Genomic DNA, 16451 nt, shown 5'->3' with positions numbered 1-16451 from the left:
GCGCGCAGGAACACAGACTTCACCAATTGTATCGGCTAGGGAGGCTGTAGGGATTAGCGAAAAGATACGGCTTCGCATCAGACCCGGGAAAGGGAACCCACCTGCTACGGCCCAACCCCAAATCCTGGTGTGGATGAAGCACTAGGGATTCAGCTCTGGCAAACGACGTGATATCACCGGTTGCCTCGATTGTTGATCTGCCAGGAATCGAGTCCGAGCCGATTGGGCTTGGGCCAAAACATCGCGACTCGACCATGGCGATTGATCCTGGTCGACGGCCTTCTCAAGTTTGACCAAAACAGCCGATGCATCGCGATCACCGTAGCGGAGGAAGAACCGGTCCAGCCGTGGAGCGAGACTGTGGCGATCCGCGACATCCCACCACTGGACCAAGGCTCGAAGCGTCTCGCGTGGGTGGTTACTCTTCGCCGCGACCTCGAATCGTCGAAAGTACGATCGCTCCGACGATCGTCGCTTCGATTGCCATCCGTTCCATCGATGGACGATCGGTTTCCAAGCCCAATGGAGTACAAGTCCGACGAGGACGATAAAGGACAAGATCAGCCATCGGGATACGGATTTGCTGTCTTCATACGGCTCCACCGAGCCGTTCGCACCTGAGGTCGTGGGTCGATCCGCCGGCGTGATGGTCAACCTGCGTGCGTCGAGCGTTTCCCGACGGAGTTTTTCGTCGGACGTATCCCACCATGCGATGTCGATCTCCGGCAACAAGACCTCACCTTCGGCTTCAAAGACATAGGTCATACGATCGACGCGTTTACTTGTCAGACTGCCACGGTTGAACGCATTCTCGACTTCGGGTTGTTTGGGATAAATCCGAACGCCAACCATCTTTGGCGTTTCGATGGGGGCAAACACCAAGCCGGGAACGCCCTCAGCCGAGCGAGTGATCGTTCGGCTGATACCGTCGCCCACTTTCAACGACGTTTCCTGCTGTGACCAGCTTTGCTCGATCGAAAACCTTTCCGTTCCGATGATCCCTGGCATCCCTTCGGCGCCCTTGGCAAACCCAACATCAAGAGTCATGGCATCGGATGTTTTCGATTCGGTCACTGGTTCACGGTCGCTTCCGAAGCTTTTCAGCTCGACGGCCAGTTTTAAACTTGGTATTCGGAGCTTGCCGGCTCGTTGTGGATAGAGCCACCATTCGAATTGCTGCCCCGTATAGCTGTCCCCCTTGATCGCCTCGCTCAACCGTACGCTTTGGGTCGGTGGTGCATAGACAACCGCGCCGGGCACTTCGAAGTTGGGCAAAGAGGGAAGGTTTGCCCAGCTGTCCTTAGCCAGAACGTCGATCTTCAGCAGGACGCGTTGGCCAACGATCGCTTCTTGTTTCGGCTGGATCGCGGTACGTACAACGATTGGCTCTTGCGCCACGAGGTTAGCCGGTGTTAAGAAAACGACTTGCCAGAACACCAGCCATCGAAGTGGAATGCCGCGACGGCCCCTTCGTCGCGTGCCATCTTCCCTGGCGAACTTGGTCACCCCAATGCCATACGGTTCACTCATCGCTCGCCCCCTCGTCGGCCATGGCGTTTTGATAAGCGAACTTCGACTTCAGAAAATCACGTGGCGTCGTTTGAACCTGTCGTAACCATAGCCCACGGGTTTCTTCATCGCTCATTTCTTGTGGTTCAACCGTATCGCCATCGCTTTTATTGTTCTTGTTCTTGGTGAAAATGATCTCATCGGCTCCCAATTTGCCTCCCGTCATCACGCCCCCTTCTTTCCTCAAACGTTCCGCTCGGCCGGCGGCGATTTCGCGATTCGTTTTCGCTGCTTCCCAATCGGGTCGAGTCACGAGTGCTAGGTCATAGGCTTTGACAGCGTCGTCGTACTTGCCGAGCATCACCAGCGAGTTGCCTCGATTGTAGTCAGCCTTTTCGCCAGGCAATCCACCCAACACCGATGCGGCTCGTTCAAAGTCACCTGCTCGGTAGAACGCTTCGGCTTGACGCATCGGATCGACAAACGTCTCCGCAGCACCTTTGTAGTCCTGCTTTCTCATCCGAGCTTGGCCACGCCAATCGGCAGTCGAGAAAAAACTGCGACCTTGTTTGAATGCCAAGAAGGTAGCGGCAAGCACCATCACGATGGTCGCTCGGATGGCCCACTTCCTCAGAATTTGAGGTACCCCATTCTTTCTCATCGAACGCTCACACTCCATCCGCGACGGCTCCAAAACAGAGCGCCGATCGCGAGAACGGGGACCAGGAAATAGCCGTCATCGCGCCACTGAGCCGCATCGGCGTTGCTGGCGGTTACGATCGATCGATCGGCCGACTTGGCGATCGACTCGATATCATGATCATCGGGTGATACGATTTGAACGCGAGCATGGAGCGTGTCTGCTGCCTTTGGAATGCCCGAAGCTGCCAAAGAAGCGTCGTTGCGAAGTGCCGCCAAAATCTGTACCGACATCGCGTTCTCCGCACGCCATCGCTGCAAAGCGGAAAGCTGACCCGCATCGATAGCATCGGTGACCACCAAAATCGATCCTGCGGCATTCTGCTCCGAAAGCTGCTTGACCGCGGCATCCAAGGCCTGGACGAGATTGTCCCCTTCACTGGGCATGATCGACGGATCGAGGGCCTCAAGCATATGATCGATAACACCCGCATCCGTGGTTACCGGCATCACCAAATGGGCGGATCCCGCGTAAGCAATCAGTCCCGACCCGGATCCTTTTCGCAAGTCCAACAGATCATGCAATTTGGTCCGCACACGTTCCAACCGAGACGGTTGCAAGTCCTCGGTCAACATCGATGGAGTCATTTTGGCCAGAATCATCAACTGAGCCTTGTCTTCGGCAAAGGGTGACGGTTGGCGACGAAACGCTGGGCCCGCAAGCGAGACAACGGCAACGATCCAAAGCGGCAATAACAGCGTGATCGGCCGAATTGACGAGGTCACCGTCGGTGACTTCACCAGGTGTTCTAGTAAGTGAGACGCGATCTCACCCTTGACAGCTTGCTTTGGATCGTTGGCACGGACCCGTAACCACCAAACGAACACAACGACCGGAAGTGCCCATAGCCACAAAGGCCGTAAAAAATGAAAGTGGTTCCAAAGCTCGTTCATCCCGCACTTACTCTTCGTTCGAGCATGCCCCGTAGGATCAAAATCACGTGATAAACCACCGACAGCATCAGCGCCACGGCTAGGAAACCGAAGTACAAGTCCCGCTTCGGTCGATGCGAAATCGATTCCACTTTTCGTTCGCTCATCTTGTCCAGCTCCGTGTAGATCTGTTGTAATTCCTGGCGATCATTGGCTCGAAAAAAACGCCCCTGGGAAACGTTGGCCATCTCCTTGAGCGTTGCCTCGTCGATCTTTTCTTCGCCCGCAGCGGCTGGATCTCCGACTGCGATCGTGTGGATCACAATCCCTTTGTCCGCCGCAATCTTTGCCGCTTCAGCAGGCGGGACTTGGCTACCCGTATCGTTTCCATCGGTTAAGGCGATCATCACCTTGTCTTTGAGTTCACTGCGCTCGAACAGCGTGATCCCCAGCCCAATCGCATCACCTAATGCCGTTTTCGGGCCGGCCATGCCCACGGCGGTTTGCTGAAGTAGTTGACGGCATACCTCCAAGTCTTGGGTGAATGGGATTTGCACAAAGGCACCGTTACCAAAAACAATCATCGCGACCCGATCACCTTGTCGTTCGGTCAGGAAGTCGTCAAGGACTTCTTTGACGGCGGTCAATCGGTCGACTCTCTCACCGTCCTTGTTGACAAAATCTTCCGTTTGCATCGAACCCGACAAATCAATCGCAAGCAATAGATCACGCGTCGGAAGCTCGCGAACAATCGGCTCACCAAGCCATTGAGGACGAGCAAGTGCCGTGACGATGGCAACCCAGCACAGCAAGGCAAGGGCAAACTGCCATCGCCCACGTCGACGAACCACCGCTCCCGCGGCGGGGGTTTGACCGCTCGTCTTCGCCAGAGTGTCAAACAGAGGAACGCGAAGTGCCGAACGAGCGTCTTGAAAGGGGGGCAGCAAAAAATGCAGCAAGATCGGTAGCGGTAAGAGCAGAAAGAACCACGCCGATGCAAACAGAATCACCGTGCTTCCTCCACGAATTCGCCACCCCGATGGTGCTTGATCCAATAACGGGCCTCATCGACAACCGCAAGCCAATCGGATTCCGCAATCGGAGCGTTTTCCGATTGAACCGAAGCGGTCCCCAGTTGTTTCATGATACCGCCGTGGAAGCTGACGTGATCGCATGCGTCCCTCAAAAACTCAGTCCATTCCTCTCCACTCAATGCAGCAACTTGTCCGCGAGGGTAAGCTGCAAGTGCCGTCCGTTTGAGCAGGATCGACACCTTGGTCAGTGACCGGTCTTGGCCACATTGGAGTTTCGTGAGTTCCCGCAGCGCTTGACGCCGATAGGCGTTAAAGATCCATCGATGGATTCGGATGGCAACCAAGATCAATCCCCAAAGCGAGAGCAATGCGATGACAAACCACCCAAATGGCGCAGGTGGCCACCATCGTACCGGCTCCGAGGTGACAATGTCTTGAAGTCGATCAAGGCTGTAGGGATCTGGCTGCATGTCCTAACAACTTGTGTAACTGGTTCGAAACCTGTTCCGCCGTACTGATCGGTAGCACAGGCATTTGCAATCGGTTTTGCAATGCCAAGACATTGGCAATTCGGCCGCTTGTCGAATCTTCGATTCGTTGTCGCATTCGTTTTCCGGACAAAGCCAACTCGACTTGCAGATCACCGTCGGTGATCACGAAATCGCGACTGGTTGGCAACTTCGATGCACTGGGGTCGTGCACGAACGCAGCGATCACATCGTTGTGTTGCCGAATCCGCTGTAGATAACGAAACGATTGATCGTCGCAACCGAAAAAGTCGCTGACGAGGGTGATCAGATAATCGTGTTTCGCAATCCGAACGACCTGTTCGAGCACTTGATTGAATTTCGCCGCGTTCGGCTGTGCCGCTGAATCCGCAGAAAGCTGGTGATTGAATTGAACGACCGTCTGAAGAATCTTCTCAACCGTCTGGCGGCTGCGGTGTGGCGTGATGGTCTCAACCGCGGAATCGTTGAATACGATTCCTCCGACCCGATCCCCTGAATCAAGCACCCGCCACGCCGACAACGCAGCGACCTGCGCGGCGGTTACCGATTTCATGTTCAACTGCGTCCCGAAAAACATTCCGATACGTTGATCCACCACCAGCAACACCGGACGGTCGCGTTCCTCGGTAAAAACTCGTGTATGGGGGCTGCGAAGTCGTGCGGTCACCTTCCAATCAATCGTGCGCACGTCATCGCCAGGATGATAAACTCGGATTTCTTCGAAATTGAGTCCTCGTCCACGAATCCGCGATGCATGCCTACCCGAGAGCAAACTGTGAACCGGTTGCTTTGGCAGAAACGAAAGTCCGCGAGCTCGATGCTGAAGCAGATTCAGTTGGTGCAGATTGACATACACACGTTCGTCATCGAACCCGCCGGCGGCTCGTTTGCGAGCTGCTTGTGCCGTCTGACGCTGAATCAGTAGATTTGATTTCATGCCACGGCGACGAGTTTGAGAATTTGCGTAATCGCCTCGTCAGCCGTGACGCCGTCCGCGTTGGCTTCGTAGCTGAGGATGATGCGGTGCCGCAAGCAATCATGCACAATCGCTCGGATGTCATCAGGTGCTACTTGGTCACGACCGTGAAACCAGGCATGTGCACGAGCGGCTTTGTCGAGACCAATCGACCCACGGGGACTTGCCCCAACGCTTATCCAACGGCCAAGATCCGAATCCCATTCGGCGGGACGGCGCGTCGCTGCGACAATGGCAACCAAGTAATCTTCCATGGCGTCGGAAATGCCAATTTGTTGGATCTCACCACGAGCCGCAAAGACCGCTTGTTGCGGGATGATCGGAGCTTGCTGTTTTACGTCATCTTGCGATGATTCGTTGCGAACCAACCGTACGATCGCCTTTTCCGATATGTCATCGGGATAGGTCATCGTGATGTGCATCAGAAACCGGTCCATCTGGGCTTCGGGCAGCGGATAGGTTCCCTCTTGTTCGATTGGGTTTTGCGTTGCCAATACCATAAACAGTTTCGGCATCTTGTGAGTTTTCCCAGCCACCGTGACTTGGCGTTCTTCCATCGCTTCGAGCAAGGCAGCTTGCACTTTCGCGGGCGACCGATTGATCTCGTCGGCAAGAATCAGGTTGCCGAAGATCGGGCCAGGCTGAAACTGAAAACGCTCGGTTGCGTCTTCGCCCAGGTACATCTCGGCACCCGTGATATCCGAAGGCAGCAAATCGGGCGTGAACTGAATCCGGCTGAAGTCTGACTGCAAGTTCTGTGACAACGTCTTGATCGCACGGGTCTTTGCAAGCCCCGGAAGGCCTTCAAGCAAGGCATTGCCGTCGCAAAGCAAGGTGAGAAGCAAGCGTTCAACCACGTGATCCTGGCCGATGATCGACAACGACATCCGCCGCTGGAGTTCGAGTAGTTGTTCGCGCGAAGTCATTTTCTTATCGATCATCCTTCTTCAGAAATCGCTTTGCGGACTCGGTGAAAGCCGGCCTTCATTTCTTCGGCAGCGAGTTTGAGCGCCGAAAAGACGTTGCCAGCGGTTTCTTCTACCGCATCGCTGACCGGTTCATACTGATCGCTTAGTTCACCTAGCTTGGATGACAACCGTTCATACTCATCCTTCGCATCCATGTTCGCCAAATGCATCTTCAGCGCCAGTTCGTCTCGTTCACGTTTCAGGGTGCGGATCAGTTCTTCCACCGCGGTGCGTTGTTCCGACATGCTTGGTTCCTTAAGTCAAAAGAGCTGCAGAGGGAAAGGGATTTACATCCTCCGCATGTCATTGTAACAAAACCGGATCGTCCCACGGATGCCATGGAGCCGGATTGGCGGAGCAGACACGGCGTCGGTTCCTGCGAACCGACGCCGTAGGGATCTGGCAAGAAAATTACTTCGACCCGCCGCCTTCTTGCAACTTCTTCAGAACCTCATCGAGATTGAAGCTGGCCGCTTTTTGGCGTGGTGGGAAATCCTTGAATGTTGAGAGGAAGTTTCCAACGTAGTCTTGAGCGGGCACGAGTAGGAACGCGTGATCGAGAACCCAGTCATAGTAGGTGTTGGACGTGATGTCCGCTCGCTCGTAGGGGTCAAGACGCAGGTTGAACATCTTGGGCAATCGTAGCGAAACAAAGGGTTCCGACCAGATTTGCAGCGTTCCCGCAGCACGTTGCTCCATGAAAACGAGTTTCCAATTGTCGAAGCGAAGCGACGTAATTTGCTGGTCATCGTTCGCGTAGATGAACGACTCTCGAGGGCACTCTTCTTCTTCCCCTGTTAAGTAAGGCAGCAAGTTGTATCCATCAAGGTGAACCTTGTAATCGCGACCGATCGCTTTGTGGCCTTCAAGAAGTTTCTCTTTGATGTTCGGTTCGCCTGCCATTGCCAAGAGGGTCGGTAACCAGTCGAGGTGGGAAACGATCTCGTTCGAGACACTGCCTGGCTTGATCTTGCCGGGGTATCGGACCATGGCGGGAACTCGGTAAGCCCCTTCCCAGTTCGAGTTCTTCTCGTTGCGGAACGGCGTCATCGCTGCATCAGGCCAACTGTTCATGTGCGGCCCATTGTCGGTGCTATACATCACAAACGTGTTGTCGCCAATGCCGAGTTCATCGATCTTGTCGAGCACCGTGCCGACGTTCTTATCGTGGTCAATCATGGCGTCCGCGTACTCACCCATCCAGCGGCCCGATTGGCCCTTGCTCTCCGGCTTGACGTGAGTTCGGAAGTGCATGTGAGTGAAGTTCACCCAGACAAAGAACGGCTTGTCCGCTTTAGTTTGCCGCTCCATGAAGTCCGCCGCGCGATCGGCGACGTCATCATCGATCGTTTCCATTCGCTTGCGGGTCAACGGTCCCGTGTCTTCGATACGGCCATCGGCGAATGAGTGAAGGACGCCCCGCGGTCCATATTTTTTGCGGAACTCAGGGTCCTTCGGGTAGTCGGGATGCTCTGGTTCTTCCTCGGCATTGAGGTGATACAGGTTCCCATAGAATTCATCAAAACCATTGTTGGTTGGCAACATTTCATCGCGGTCACCAAGATGGTTCTTACCGAACTGACCCGTCGCATAACCGAGTGGTTTTAAGAGACCCGCGATCGTTGGGTCTTCTTGTCGCATTCCCAATGCGGCACCGGGCAAACCCACTTTCGTCAATCCGGTTCGCATCCCGTGTTGGCCCATGATGAACGAGGCTCGTCCGGCGGTACAGCTCTGTTCGGCATAGTAATCCGTGAACAACATGCCTTCGCGAGCGACACGATCGATGTTCGGCGTCCGATAGCCCATCATGCCTTGGGTGTAGGCACTGACGTTGGAACGCCCAACGTCATCTCCCCAAATGATCACGATGTTCGGACGCTTCTCGTCCGCTCTGGCCGCGGAGGAGGCGATGACGCAGATGGCGACAAACGCCGTGGAAACCGTTTTCCACGAAAAATAGCTCATAGTCGATTCCTGAAACAAAACGAGGTCGTCTAGAAAAAAGCGAAACACGGAGCCACCCCGAACCAGCTCTGCGACGCATTCTCAGTCTGTCAGCGTGTCGTCGTCACGCTATTGAATTTTGGATGCTCGAATCACGGCTTCGCCATCCTCACCGCCGAAGTGCAGCAAGCCATTCTCGTCAACGCGGACACGTTTGACTCGCTCCATCGCGGCCAAGAATTTTTGTTCTTGGTCCATCACCGCGGGCGGTCCGGCACGGCGCGTCGTGATCAGGGGGCCAAAATCGATCGAGTCACCCTTGATCGACACCTTGCCGGAATAACGATTCACCGCCGTGTTTCCCGATACCGTGCCGTCTTCACTGAACTCGATCGTGGTTTGGGCTCGGTCGATCACGCCGCGACCCGCGATGTCTTCGACCAACCAATTCGTTCCCGCCAAATCCATTCTTGCTGCAGCTCCTGCACTGGGTGCATTCTCGTCAGGGAAAACTTGATTCCAGTCCTTCGCCATGTCGACCACAACCCAGCCTCGTTTGGGAGCATCCGCCAAAGCCTCGATGAGTTTGCCACTGCTTTGGGGGGACTTGTCGTAAGCGTACTCACGTTCGGCATCGGTGTGGTGGACGATCACACCAAGGCTCGGAGAACGGGCCATCGTGGTCCACTCTAACATTGCCTTATCCCCGTCGGAGTTGCCAAATGCGACAACAGGCCGACGTCCAACTTGACGATGGATCGCGACAGGCTTTCCCTCTTTGTCGTCAATGAAGCTGATCGCAGCTTGTTTGATTAAAACAGGAACGCCATCGCGAATTTCAAACTTCACCTCGCCGATCGATCCAATCGTCTGTTCGGAGGGAATTCCGTAGGTCTGATCCGCCCAAACTCGCATGAAGTCGGCACCCCCGCCCGAAACAATGAAGGTTCGGTACCCGTTTGCACGCAAATAAACCAACACCTCAAGCATCGGCTGGTAGACCAAATCGGTGTAGTGACGGTCGAATCGTGGATGCTTGGCGGTTGCCATCCAATCTTCGACTCGCTGATTGAACTGGTCCGTTGTGATCCCGCTATGCGTGGCGATGAGAAGCTGCTTCAGCGACCCCATCACGTCCTCTTTTAGCGTTGCGACGTCACCCGACAATGCGGCAGCAAGCAGCTTGTCTTGTTTCCATTCGGGATGCTTCGGCGCAAGTCGCTTGAGTTCGTCAATCGCAAAGATGAGTTGGAAAGGTAGCGGGTTCTCGGGCCAAAGCGTGCCGTCGTTGTCAAAGACCGCGATGCGGTCCTCGACCGCGACAAAATCGTCCGAGTCTTCCGCCGTGGTTTTGTCGACGAAATCAAGGATCGCGGCCTTTGCGGATCCCTCGTTCCACGAGTGGAGTGGGTCTTGGGCGAAGGCGGTCGGAGCGGTCCCCAAAACAAAAACCGAAAGCGCCATCATCAGGCGACAAGAACTCAGAGAGTGGCACATAGCGTGATCCAATAGCTTGCCAATAAAAAAAAGGCCGCAGCAACGAGACAAAGCAACGTCGCTACGGCGTGAAGCGACAACGGCTAATCGGTGGAACTCTCGGCGTTGTCGGCCGAATCGTCCCCCGCTTCCGCGGCATCGTCCTCGGGCTGGTCCAAGCGGACGAGCAGGTAATTCTCTGTTTTCTCTGTTCCAAAATGGACCAACAACGGGGCTTCATCTTGGGTCAGGTTATACAGTCCGGTTTCCGCAGCGATCGTGTCGGTTTCGCCGACGCGGAACGCAACCCGTTGCGTGTCCTTGTCGACACGTCCTTGAATGGCATGGGACTCATCGGTATCGCGGTTGTACAACGTGCCTGAAATGACACCCGATTTATCGACGGCCAATTGAACGATGTTCGTGGGTTCCTTGTCCGACTCGCTCATCGACAAGGCGAACGTGCCCAGCGGCAACCATTCGGCCTGTTCCGCAGCCTCTTCGGATTCCGGTGGCTGTACGGTTGCCAGAGCAGCTGCACTCTCGGCAAACTGATCCGCCGTCGCCACCTGCTCGCCATTGATGTAAACGTTGTCCTCGTTGTAGACGACGTTCCCACCGGTTCCATAATCATAATAAATTGGCTCCGACCAAACCGCCTGAGGTGCCGGCCAGGTGAACCAACTGGATGCGACGGCCCAAGTCGGGCGACGCCACCAATAGCCCCAAGGGTAGTTGTTGAATTGATGGTAGTAATGCCAACGGCACAGCCCACCCGGGTGACGATTCCACCAATCACCACAGAACCAATTGTGGTGGTATTGGTGTGAATTCCAGCCGAACCGAACCCCGTTGGCCCAGCCGTTCCAATAGCCTACCCGTCCCGGGCGCGTTTGGGCCCAACCATGCAGACCACCAATCTGGTTTCCCCAGCGGTTTTGCATATTGTTGAACTGGTTGCGATCGATGTTGACCCAAGAGGGGCGGTTGTTGATCACATTGTTCCCAACATTGAGGTTCCCGATATTGATGGGACGATCGTTCCATCCTGGGCGTCCAGGCGTGCCTGGGCGAATACTGGGACGGTTGTTGCCGATCGAAATGTTGTTGTTATTTCCGCTGCCGATGTTGTTTCCAATGCCAGCGCCAATGCCTGCGCCAATCCCCGCACCGATGCCAGGAAGATTGGGCCGGTCTGGACGCCCGGGACGATTTCCGTCGCCAGGTCGGGCCGGCAGGGTCGTGGGGCGGTCGGCAATATCCGGGCGATTGGGTCGGATATTTCCAGGCAGCGTCGTCGGGGAATCGCCCCCACCGGGACGATTTCCACCGGGCAGAATCCCATCGCCAGGTCGGGCCGGCAGCGTCGAGGGTCGGTCGGCAATATCCGGGCGATTGGGTCGGATATTTCCAGGCAGCGTCGTAGGGGAATCGCCCCCACCGGGACGATTTCCACCGGGCAGAATCCCATCGCCAGGTCGGGCCGGCAGCGTCGAGGGTCGGTCGGCAAGGCCGGGGCGATTGGGTTTGACGTTACCCGGCAGCGTCGTTGGACGGTTTCCACCAGGGCGAATCCCACCGCCGATGCCAAGAAAGTCGCCAAGTTCACCGCTCGACGGACGATCCACACTGCCACCAGGCCGTGTCGAGGGACGGCCCCCGCCACCTAAACTCGGAAAGCTTGGTTTGTTACCCGGCAAGGTTGTGGGCCGATTGCTTCCCAATCCGCCACTCGGCCGGCTTCCGCCCGGGCGAGTGGCTCCCAGATTGCCGCCCGCTAGGTTGCCCGGCAACGTTGAAGGCCGGTTGGAAGTGGACGGGCGGGTGGACGGGCGTGTGGACGGCTTCAAGCCACCGGTCAACCCGTCGCCAAGACCGCCGCCCCCCAGGCTTGGCCGCGTACTGGGCCTTGTGCTGGGACGACTGCTGCTTGAGGGAAAGCTGGGGCGCGACCCAGAAATACTTGGACGACTCGAACCCGTCCCCCCAAAACTCGGGCGGCTTGTCGAGGGTCGACTCATGCTAGGCCGTGATGTCGTCGGCCGCGAAACCGAGGGTCGAGACATCGAGGGACGGGAAACCGAGGGACGGGAAACCGAGGGACGGGATCCGCCTCCCATATGCGGCATGCTCGATGGGCGACCGCCGCCGCCTCCAAAACTGCGGCCACCGCCACCGCCACGTCCGCCGCCACCTTTGAACCCACCCGCACACGAATCGGATGCGTCCGTCATGCAAAACGACGCAACCATACAAACACAAATTAGTATTTTCTTCATCTTCATTGCCCCGATGATGGTTCCGTAGTCGTCGTCGAATCGTCCGCCTCATCCGAAGAACCGACGCGTGACACCGTCACTTCGGGGGAAGACGGCTGCAACTCGCCCTCGATGGTTCGCCCGATCAACTCGATCGCAAAGTGATCGCTATCTTGCGGAGTCATCACAAAGGTGCCGGATGCGGTCTGACCATCAGCGAGCACTTGCGCCGATTTGATCAGCCATTGCCCACCATTCTCGCTCCAAACCCCCTCACCGAAGGATCCGTCAGCATCAAACGTCCACGATCGAAACTGGCCAAGTCGTGGGTCCCAGCCGATCACCTGCGTACTTTGCGCAACCGCCTCGTCATCCGCCGAGGCTTCGAACGATCGGACCAGGAACGAGCCGCCGATGGCTCGTTTCACCGAACAGCGAACACGCATCTCACCGGAAGCGTCTTGCCAAGACCCGATCAGCCAATCAAGTTTTGAGAGGGCCGCGGCAGCAGACACCGGCGAAGGCACCGACATCTCTTCCATCGAGTCAATCACCCATTTTTCGTCCTGCTTGGTCAAGATCGCCGAGAACTTGTTGGTTGTTGGCTCAAAATCCCCGACGGTCACGTTGATTTTGCCGTCGATGCTCGCCACGGAATCGGTGACCATCCGCACATTGTCGACGGATCCCGATAGCGTCACAGGCTCTGGAAGATCAAACACCGCGGCAATATCTGCCATGATCGCAGCTCGCCCGTCCGTTCGCTGATTGAGTTCATGATCCATGTGAGTGGCATTCTCAGCCCACATCGATTCGACCTTTGCCGCATCTTCGGCATTGAAGGCCTCCACGTAGGCTTGAATCTCGCGGATCACACTCGAATCACCGCTGGAATCATCGGCCGATAGCCCGGCGAGGGGAATGGCCATCGAAAAAATGGCAACGAAAAATCGCATCCTGGTTGATCGCATTTGCAAACCTATTCTGTGTCAGCGTGTCTCGAAGAGGGGTCGATGGGGCCGAGCATCCGTCCGGCTGGAATCACCGCAGCTTGCGGCATTTGGACAAGGGGTGCCTGAGGTGGCAAACGCCTATTGGGCTAGTCATAGGCCCGGCACTGGACTGGCATTATAACGACTCGTTAAGCGTGTGCAGCGCTGCCCATCAAAATCGCCAACGATTTCGCACGAGTTATTGAGCTCTCGCCGCATGAGGGGATCGCCGGATTCTTTAGAACTGCCAACCGAAACCAACGTTCGAGAAAAAATCGGCCGATTGGTCGTTCAGTCCCCAACCGGCGCGAACCCCGACTTCGAGATCCTTGGTGATCAGGTAGTGGACACCTGGGCTGAAGAAATGCTTCGTGGTTTCCGACTCGGCACCATCGGTGAAGATGCCAAAATACTCCGCGTGAAGCTTCACTCGCTCGCTAACAGGGACCCGAATGACCGTCGAGGGAGCCCAGCTGTTGAACGAATCCTCACTGGCACCGATGAACCCGTATCGAATTGCCGATGCCCACTCCCACTCATTATTGAAATCCCATCCGAACGTGTAGCTTGCGATCATTCGAGACGCTGTTTCCTTTCCGCTCGTGGGGGTAGCGCCCATCAACGTGAAATTGCTCAACGGTACCCAACCATGTTGCTCAAGCAACAGCACCTTGAAGCCATAAGTCACTTTCGCTTCTTCTTCTAATGCACCTGGCTCCGTCTCAAACGCTTCACCGATATCAAATCCTCCGCTGCCAGAGGTCGCATTGGGTTCGCCCCCGATTTCATAGTTGGATCCAAAACGCAACTCGATATTCTCGGTTAAACCGTAGCGTAGCAAGAGTTCCGGAAAACTGTGCGATTCAGCGACACCCGAGTTATCAACAAACGTATAGGCCGCCTCGACCATGACCCGACCTTGTTCCACCGTCGATAGGGCTGGCGTAAACGAATCGCGGTCGGTCTCGATCTCGCGTTCCTCCTGCGCAACCGCTTGGCCCGCAATCAAGAGCACGGTCGTGAAGGCGAATGACAGCGGGAGGCGAGAGAGGTGGGTGCCCACTTGAGGTAACCTTTGCAGAAAGTTGGAGGGATACCTTCCTCCTATCGAACGCAAACGGCACTTCGCCAAACCAAATACACGCTCGAAGCGGGTAGCCAAGAAACGGAGACACGCACAGTTCATTCTGTCTGAGGTTCAGGAACAACGCCTACGATTGGCCCACCCTGCGGATCCGGAAACTTAACCGAAGCCAGTATCACCCGAGAATCGCGTCCAAGCCGCTCAAAGATCCCAAGCGTCTCATTGAAATCGATTTCCGTTGGAAAAACGCGGTCGTGTGGAACCAAGGTCACCGCACCAATCCAAGTATCTGGAGCGCCCGGTGCATAAATAACGACCAAACCGTTTTCAAGTCGGTCCGCCTCGAACGCCAATCGATAGCCGTCGACGCTCGAAACCAATACCGGTTTGAGCGAGGGACCGATACGATCGTGCTTCAGATTGCCCGCCAGGAGATCTTTGTAGATGGCGTACTTTGGAAAGACGGTCGTGAGTTGTTTCTCTAGGGTCTGGGAAAACCGTCTGCCAATGGCTCGGCGAGCCGCGATGCCCGATGCGAAGCACAACAGCACCAAGATCGTGACCGACAAAGAGAACAGGAAGGCAATTCCGACTGGAGTGTTGAGCGGCAACCAGGACGGCAATGCGTCATGCAAAGGGGCGGCGACGGCGATGACGAGATTGTAGATGTAGCCCAGCAAACCCAGGACGACGCCGAGTGGCAACAAGAAAAACACCCCCCCAATCGCAGTCGCACGCAGAAAACTGACGGTCTTGGTGATATTCTCTCGCATCGCAGCAAATAACCCTCTGCTATCGTTTTCGATCCATCAATCGCTGAAGTGGAACTTCTCACATCGCGATTCCAGCGACCTATGGGGGAGCGGGCCAACGTAAGCGGGCCAACCTGGCCCGAGCGGCAGCTCACTTCGTTTGCGGTCGTACCGCAGACCCTTTCGCTCTGTATCGGCAGATTGGCTCGCCAAACAGACGCATCAAAACCGAAATTTCCATGTTTTGGCAGGCTCTCGAATCGATTACACTTCCGCCCAAACGTTTAATACCAAACCATTCGTTACGACGGACCCATACGTTATGCTGAGAATGACTTGCCTGATTGTTTGCGTTGCTATCTATTCGTTTTCGCCCCCGGCGGCTCAGGGACAAGTTGCTGAAGAGCAGGTTATCCAGGCCGCCACGGTGGTGTTGACCGAGACCATGGCGACTCCCGGCAACCAGATTCCCCAGGCGATGCTTGAGAACGCTTCGGGGGTTGCGATCATCCCAAACGTCATCAAGGGCAGCTTCATTATTGGGGCACGTCACGGCCGGGGGCTTCTGTTTGTTCGTGAAAACGATGGAATTTGGCATGCTCCTGTGTTCGTCACTTTGACCGGGGGCAACGTTGGCTGGCAGGTTGGCGTCCAATCCTCGGACATCATCTTGGTCTTCAAAACACCTCGCAGTATCCAAGGGTTGCTTGCTGGCAAGTTGACCATCGGCGGAGACGCGTCAGCCGCAGCCGGTCCCGTGGGACGTGGGACCGCGATCGCAACGGATGGACAACTGCAAGCCGAAATCTACACCTACTCGCGTAGCCGCGGCCTGTTCGCCGGCGTGTCCATTGATGGGTCGGTTGTCCAAGTGGACCAGTTCGCAACCGGCTCTTACTACCGCAGCCCTGCGCCGGGGCAACCCGTTGTCGTGCCCCCATCCGCATTGCAATTGACGGCGACCGTCGCGTCTTACGCTGCCGGCAACAAGCCCAACGCCACGGTACCCGCTCCGGAGCCCGCAGAGTTTGCACATCATCCGGAACTCGTGCAGCAAAACAGTGTATCCGAGGCTGATGCGTTGCGAGCTCAGTTGACCCAACTCGCACCCGAGCTGTACGAGTTGATTGACGACCAATGGAAGACGTACCTTGGGCTTCCATCGTCCATGTTCCTTGGTGTATCGCACCCCTCGGCTCAGGAGGTCCAGGCCGTGATCCAGAAATTCAATACGGTCGCGGCCGACCCCCGTTTCGCATCGCTCGCATCGCGTCCAGAGTTTCAGTCGGTCGATGGATTGCTGAAGCACTACTATCAAGCACTCACCGCTCCCGGATCTGCGATCCAACTGCCACCGCCACCGGCGAACTAGTG

General features: G+C 56.1%; 16 protein-coding genes. 2 read left to right on the top strand and 14 right to left on the bottom strand.

Going from position 1 to position 16451, the window contains the following annotated elements:
• Positions 1 to 141: 141 nt before the first annotated feature.
• The 11 genes from Poly41_RS04645 to Poly41_RS04595 form a co-directional block, all read right to left on the bottom strand.
• Positions 142 to 1530 carry a BatD family protein gene (locus tag Poly41_RS04645; protein ID WP_146524683.1) on the bottom strand — a complete coding sequence of 463 codons (1389 nt, stop codon included), beginning with the start codon at positions 1528 to 1530 and terminating at the stop codon, positions 142 to 144.
• Positions 1523 to 2170, bottom strand: coding sequence for a tetratricopeptide repeat protein (locus Poly41_RS04640; RefSeq protein WP_231615398.1), 648 nt, complete (start codon positions 2168 to 2170; stop codon positions 1523 to 1525). The genes Poly41_RS04645 and Poly41_RS04640 overlap by 8 nt, the downstream gene beginning before the upstream one ends.
• Positions 2167 to 3102 carry a VWA domain-containing protein gene (locus Poly41_RS04635; protein ID WP_146524682.1) on the bottom strand — a complete coding sequence of 312 codons (936 nt, stop codon included), beginning with the start codon at positions 3100 to 3102 and terminating at the stop codon, positions 2167 to 2169. The genes Poly41_RS04640 and Poly41_RS04635 overlap by 4 nt, the downstream gene beginning before the upstream one ends.
• On the bottom strand, positions 3099 to 4091 hold the full coding sequence (locus Poly41_RS04630; RefSeq protein WP_146524681.1) for a VWA domain-containing protein: 993 nt from the start codon (positions 4089 to 4091) through the stop codon (positions 3099 to 3101). Before Poly41_RS04630 ends, Poly41_RS04635 begins: the two co-directional genes overlap by 4 nt.
• A complete protein-coding gene (locus Poly41_RS04625; protein WP_146524680.1) occupies positions 4088 to 4585 on the bottom strand; it encodes a DUF4381 domain-containing protein in 498 nt (165 codons plus the stop codon). Before Poly41_RS04625 ends, Poly41_RS04630 begins: the two co-directional genes overlap by 4 nt.
• Positions 4560 to 5561, bottom strand: a complete 1002-nt coding sequence (locus tag Poly41_RS04620; RefSeq protein ID WP_146524679.1) for a DUF58 domain-containing protein — start codon at positions 5559 to 5561, stop codon at positions 4560 to 4562. The genes Poly41_RS04625 and Poly41_RS04620 overlap by 26 nt, the downstream gene beginning before the upstream one ends.
• Entirely contained in the window at positions 5558 to 6541 is a 984-nt protein-coding gene (locus tag Poly41_RS04615; RefSeq protein WP_231615397.1) for an AAA family ATPase, read from the bottom strand. Before Poly41_RS04615 ends, Poly41_RS04620 begins: the two co-directional genes overlap by 4 nt.
• Complete coding sequence (locus Poly41_RS04610; RefSeq protein ID WP_146524678.1) at positions 6538 to 6813, bottom strand: hypothetical protein; 276 nt, start codon at positions 6811 to 6813, stop codon at positions 6538 to 6540. The genes Poly41_RS04615 and Poly41_RS04610 overlap by 4 nt, the downstream gene beginning before the upstream one ends.
• A gap of 166 nt (positions 6814 to 6979) precedes the next feature.
• Positions 6980 to 8536 (bottom strand): arylsulfatase, encoded by a 1557-nt coding sequence (locus Poly41_RS04605; RefSeq protein ID WP_146524677.1) that lies wholly within the window; start codon positions 8534 to 8536, stop codon positions 6980 to 6982.
• A gap of 108 nt (positions 8537 to 8644) precedes the next feature.
• Positions 8645 to 10012, bottom strand: a complete 1368-nt coding sequence (locus tag Poly41_RS04600) for an META domain-containing protein (protein WP_231615396.1) — start codon at positions 10010 to 10012, stop codon at positions 8645 to 8647.
• Between the two features lie 83 nt (positions 10013 to 10095).
• Positions 10096 to 11619, bottom strand: coding sequence for a mu-protocadherin- cell-suface protein (locus tag Poly41_RS04595; protein WP_197231065.1), 1524 nt, complete (start codon positions 11617 to 11619; stop codon positions 10096 to 10098).
• A 58-nt stretch (positions 11620 to 11677) separates the two neighbouring features.
• Here Poly41_RS04595 and Poly41_RS04590 point away from each other — a divergent pair, with 58 nt between their 5' ends.
• Positions 11678 to 12298 carry a hypothetical protein gene (locus tag Poly41_RS04590; protein WP_146524675.1) on the top strand — a complete coding sequence of 207 codons (621 nt, stop codon included), beginning with the start codon at positions 11678 to 11680 and terminating at the stop codon, positions 12296 to 12298.
• Here the strand turns inward: Poly41_RS04590 and Poly41_RS04585 are convergent.
• From Poly41_RS04585 to Poly41_RS04575, 3 genes are all read right to left on the bottom strand, one after another.
• Positions 12273 to 13178, bottom strand: coding sequence for a YybH family protein (locus tag Poly41_RS04585; protein ID WP_146524991.1), 906 nt, complete (start codon positions 13176 to 13178; stop codon positions 12273 to 12275). The genes Poly41_RS04590 and Poly41_RS04585 overlap by 26 nt on opposite strands.
• 301 nt (positions 13179 to 13479) lie before the next feature.
• On the bottom strand, positions 13480 to 14304 hold the full coding sequence (locus Poly41_RS04580; RefSeq protein WP_197231064.1) for a transporter: 825 nt from the start codon (positions 14302 to 14304) through the stop codon (positions 13480 to 13482).
• A 119-nt stretch (positions 14305 to 14423) separates the two neighbouring features.
• Entirely contained in the window at positions 14424 to 15098 is a 675-nt protein-coding gene (locus tag Poly41_RS04575) for a DUF502 domain-containing protein (RefSeq protein ID WP_146524673.1), read from the bottom strand.
• Between the two features lie 310 nt (positions 15099 to 15408).
• Here Poly41_RS04575 and Poly41_RS04570 point away from each other — a divergent pair, with 310 nt between their 5' ends.
• Entirely contained in the window at positions 15409 to 16449 is a 1041-nt protein-coding gene (locus Poly41_RS04570; RefSeq protein WP_231615442.1) for a lipid-binding SYLF domain-containing protein, read from the top strand.
• Positions 16450 to 16451 lie beyond the last annotated feature (2 nt).

The sequence above is a fragment of the Novipirellula artificiosorum genome, assembly GCF_007860135.1.
GTDB lineage: Bacteria > Planctomycetota > Planctomycetia > Pirellulales > Pirellulaceae > Novipirellula_A > Novipirellula_A artificiosorum.
Note: the sequence above shows the minus strand (reverse complement) of the source record. Positions and strands in the feature narration are given on the sequence as shown.

Coding starts and splice junctions, on each gene's coding strand:
- Poly41_RS04645 (WP_146524683.1), bottom strand. CDS start 1,530: ATGAGTGAACCGTATGGCATTGGGGTGACCAAGTTCGCCAGGGAAGAT.
- Poly41_RS04640 (WP_231615398.1), bottom strand. CDS start 2,170: ATGAGAAAGAATGGGGTACCTCAAATTCTGAGGAAGTGGGCCATCCGA.
- Poly41_RS04635 (WP_146524682.1), bottom strand. CDS start 3,102: ATGAACGAGCTTTGGAACCACTTTCATTTTTTACGGCCTTTGTGGCTA.
- Poly41_RS04625 (WP_146524680.1), bottom strand. CDS start 4,585: ATGCAGCCAGATCCCTACAGCCTTGATCGACTTCAAGACATTGTCACC.
- Poly41_RS04620 (WP_146524679.1), bottom strand. CDS start 5,561: ATGAAATCAAATCTACTGATTCAGCGTCAGACGGCACAAGCAGCTCGC.
- Poly41_RS04615 (WP_231615397.1), bottom strand. CDS start 6,541: ATGATCGATAAGAAAATGACTTCGCGCGAACAACTACTCGAACTCCAG.
- Poly41_RS04610 (WP_146524678.1), bottom strand. CDS start 6,813: ATGTCGGAACAACGCACCGCGGTGGAAGAACTGATCCGCACCCTGAAA.
- Poly41_RS04605 (WP_146524677.1), bottom strand. CDS start 8,536: ATGAGCTATTTTTCGTGGAAAACGGTTTCCACGGCGTTTGTCGCCATC.
- Poly41_RS04600 (WP_231615396.1), bottom strand. CDS start 10,012: ATGTGCCACTCTCTGAGTTCTTGTCGCCTGATGATGGCGCTTTCGGTT.
- Poly41_RS04585 (WP_146524991.1), bottom strand. CDS start 13,178: ATGGCCATTCCCCTCGCCGGGCTATCGGCCGATGATTCCAGCGGTGAT.
- Poly41_RS04575 (WP_146524673.1), bottom strand. CDS start 15,098: ATGCGAGAGAATATCACCAAGACCGTCAGTTTTCTGCGTGCGACTGCG.
- Poly41_RS04570 (WP_231615442.1), top strand. CDS start 15,409: ATGACTTGCCTGATTGTTTGCGTTGCTATCTATTCGTTTTCGCCCCCG.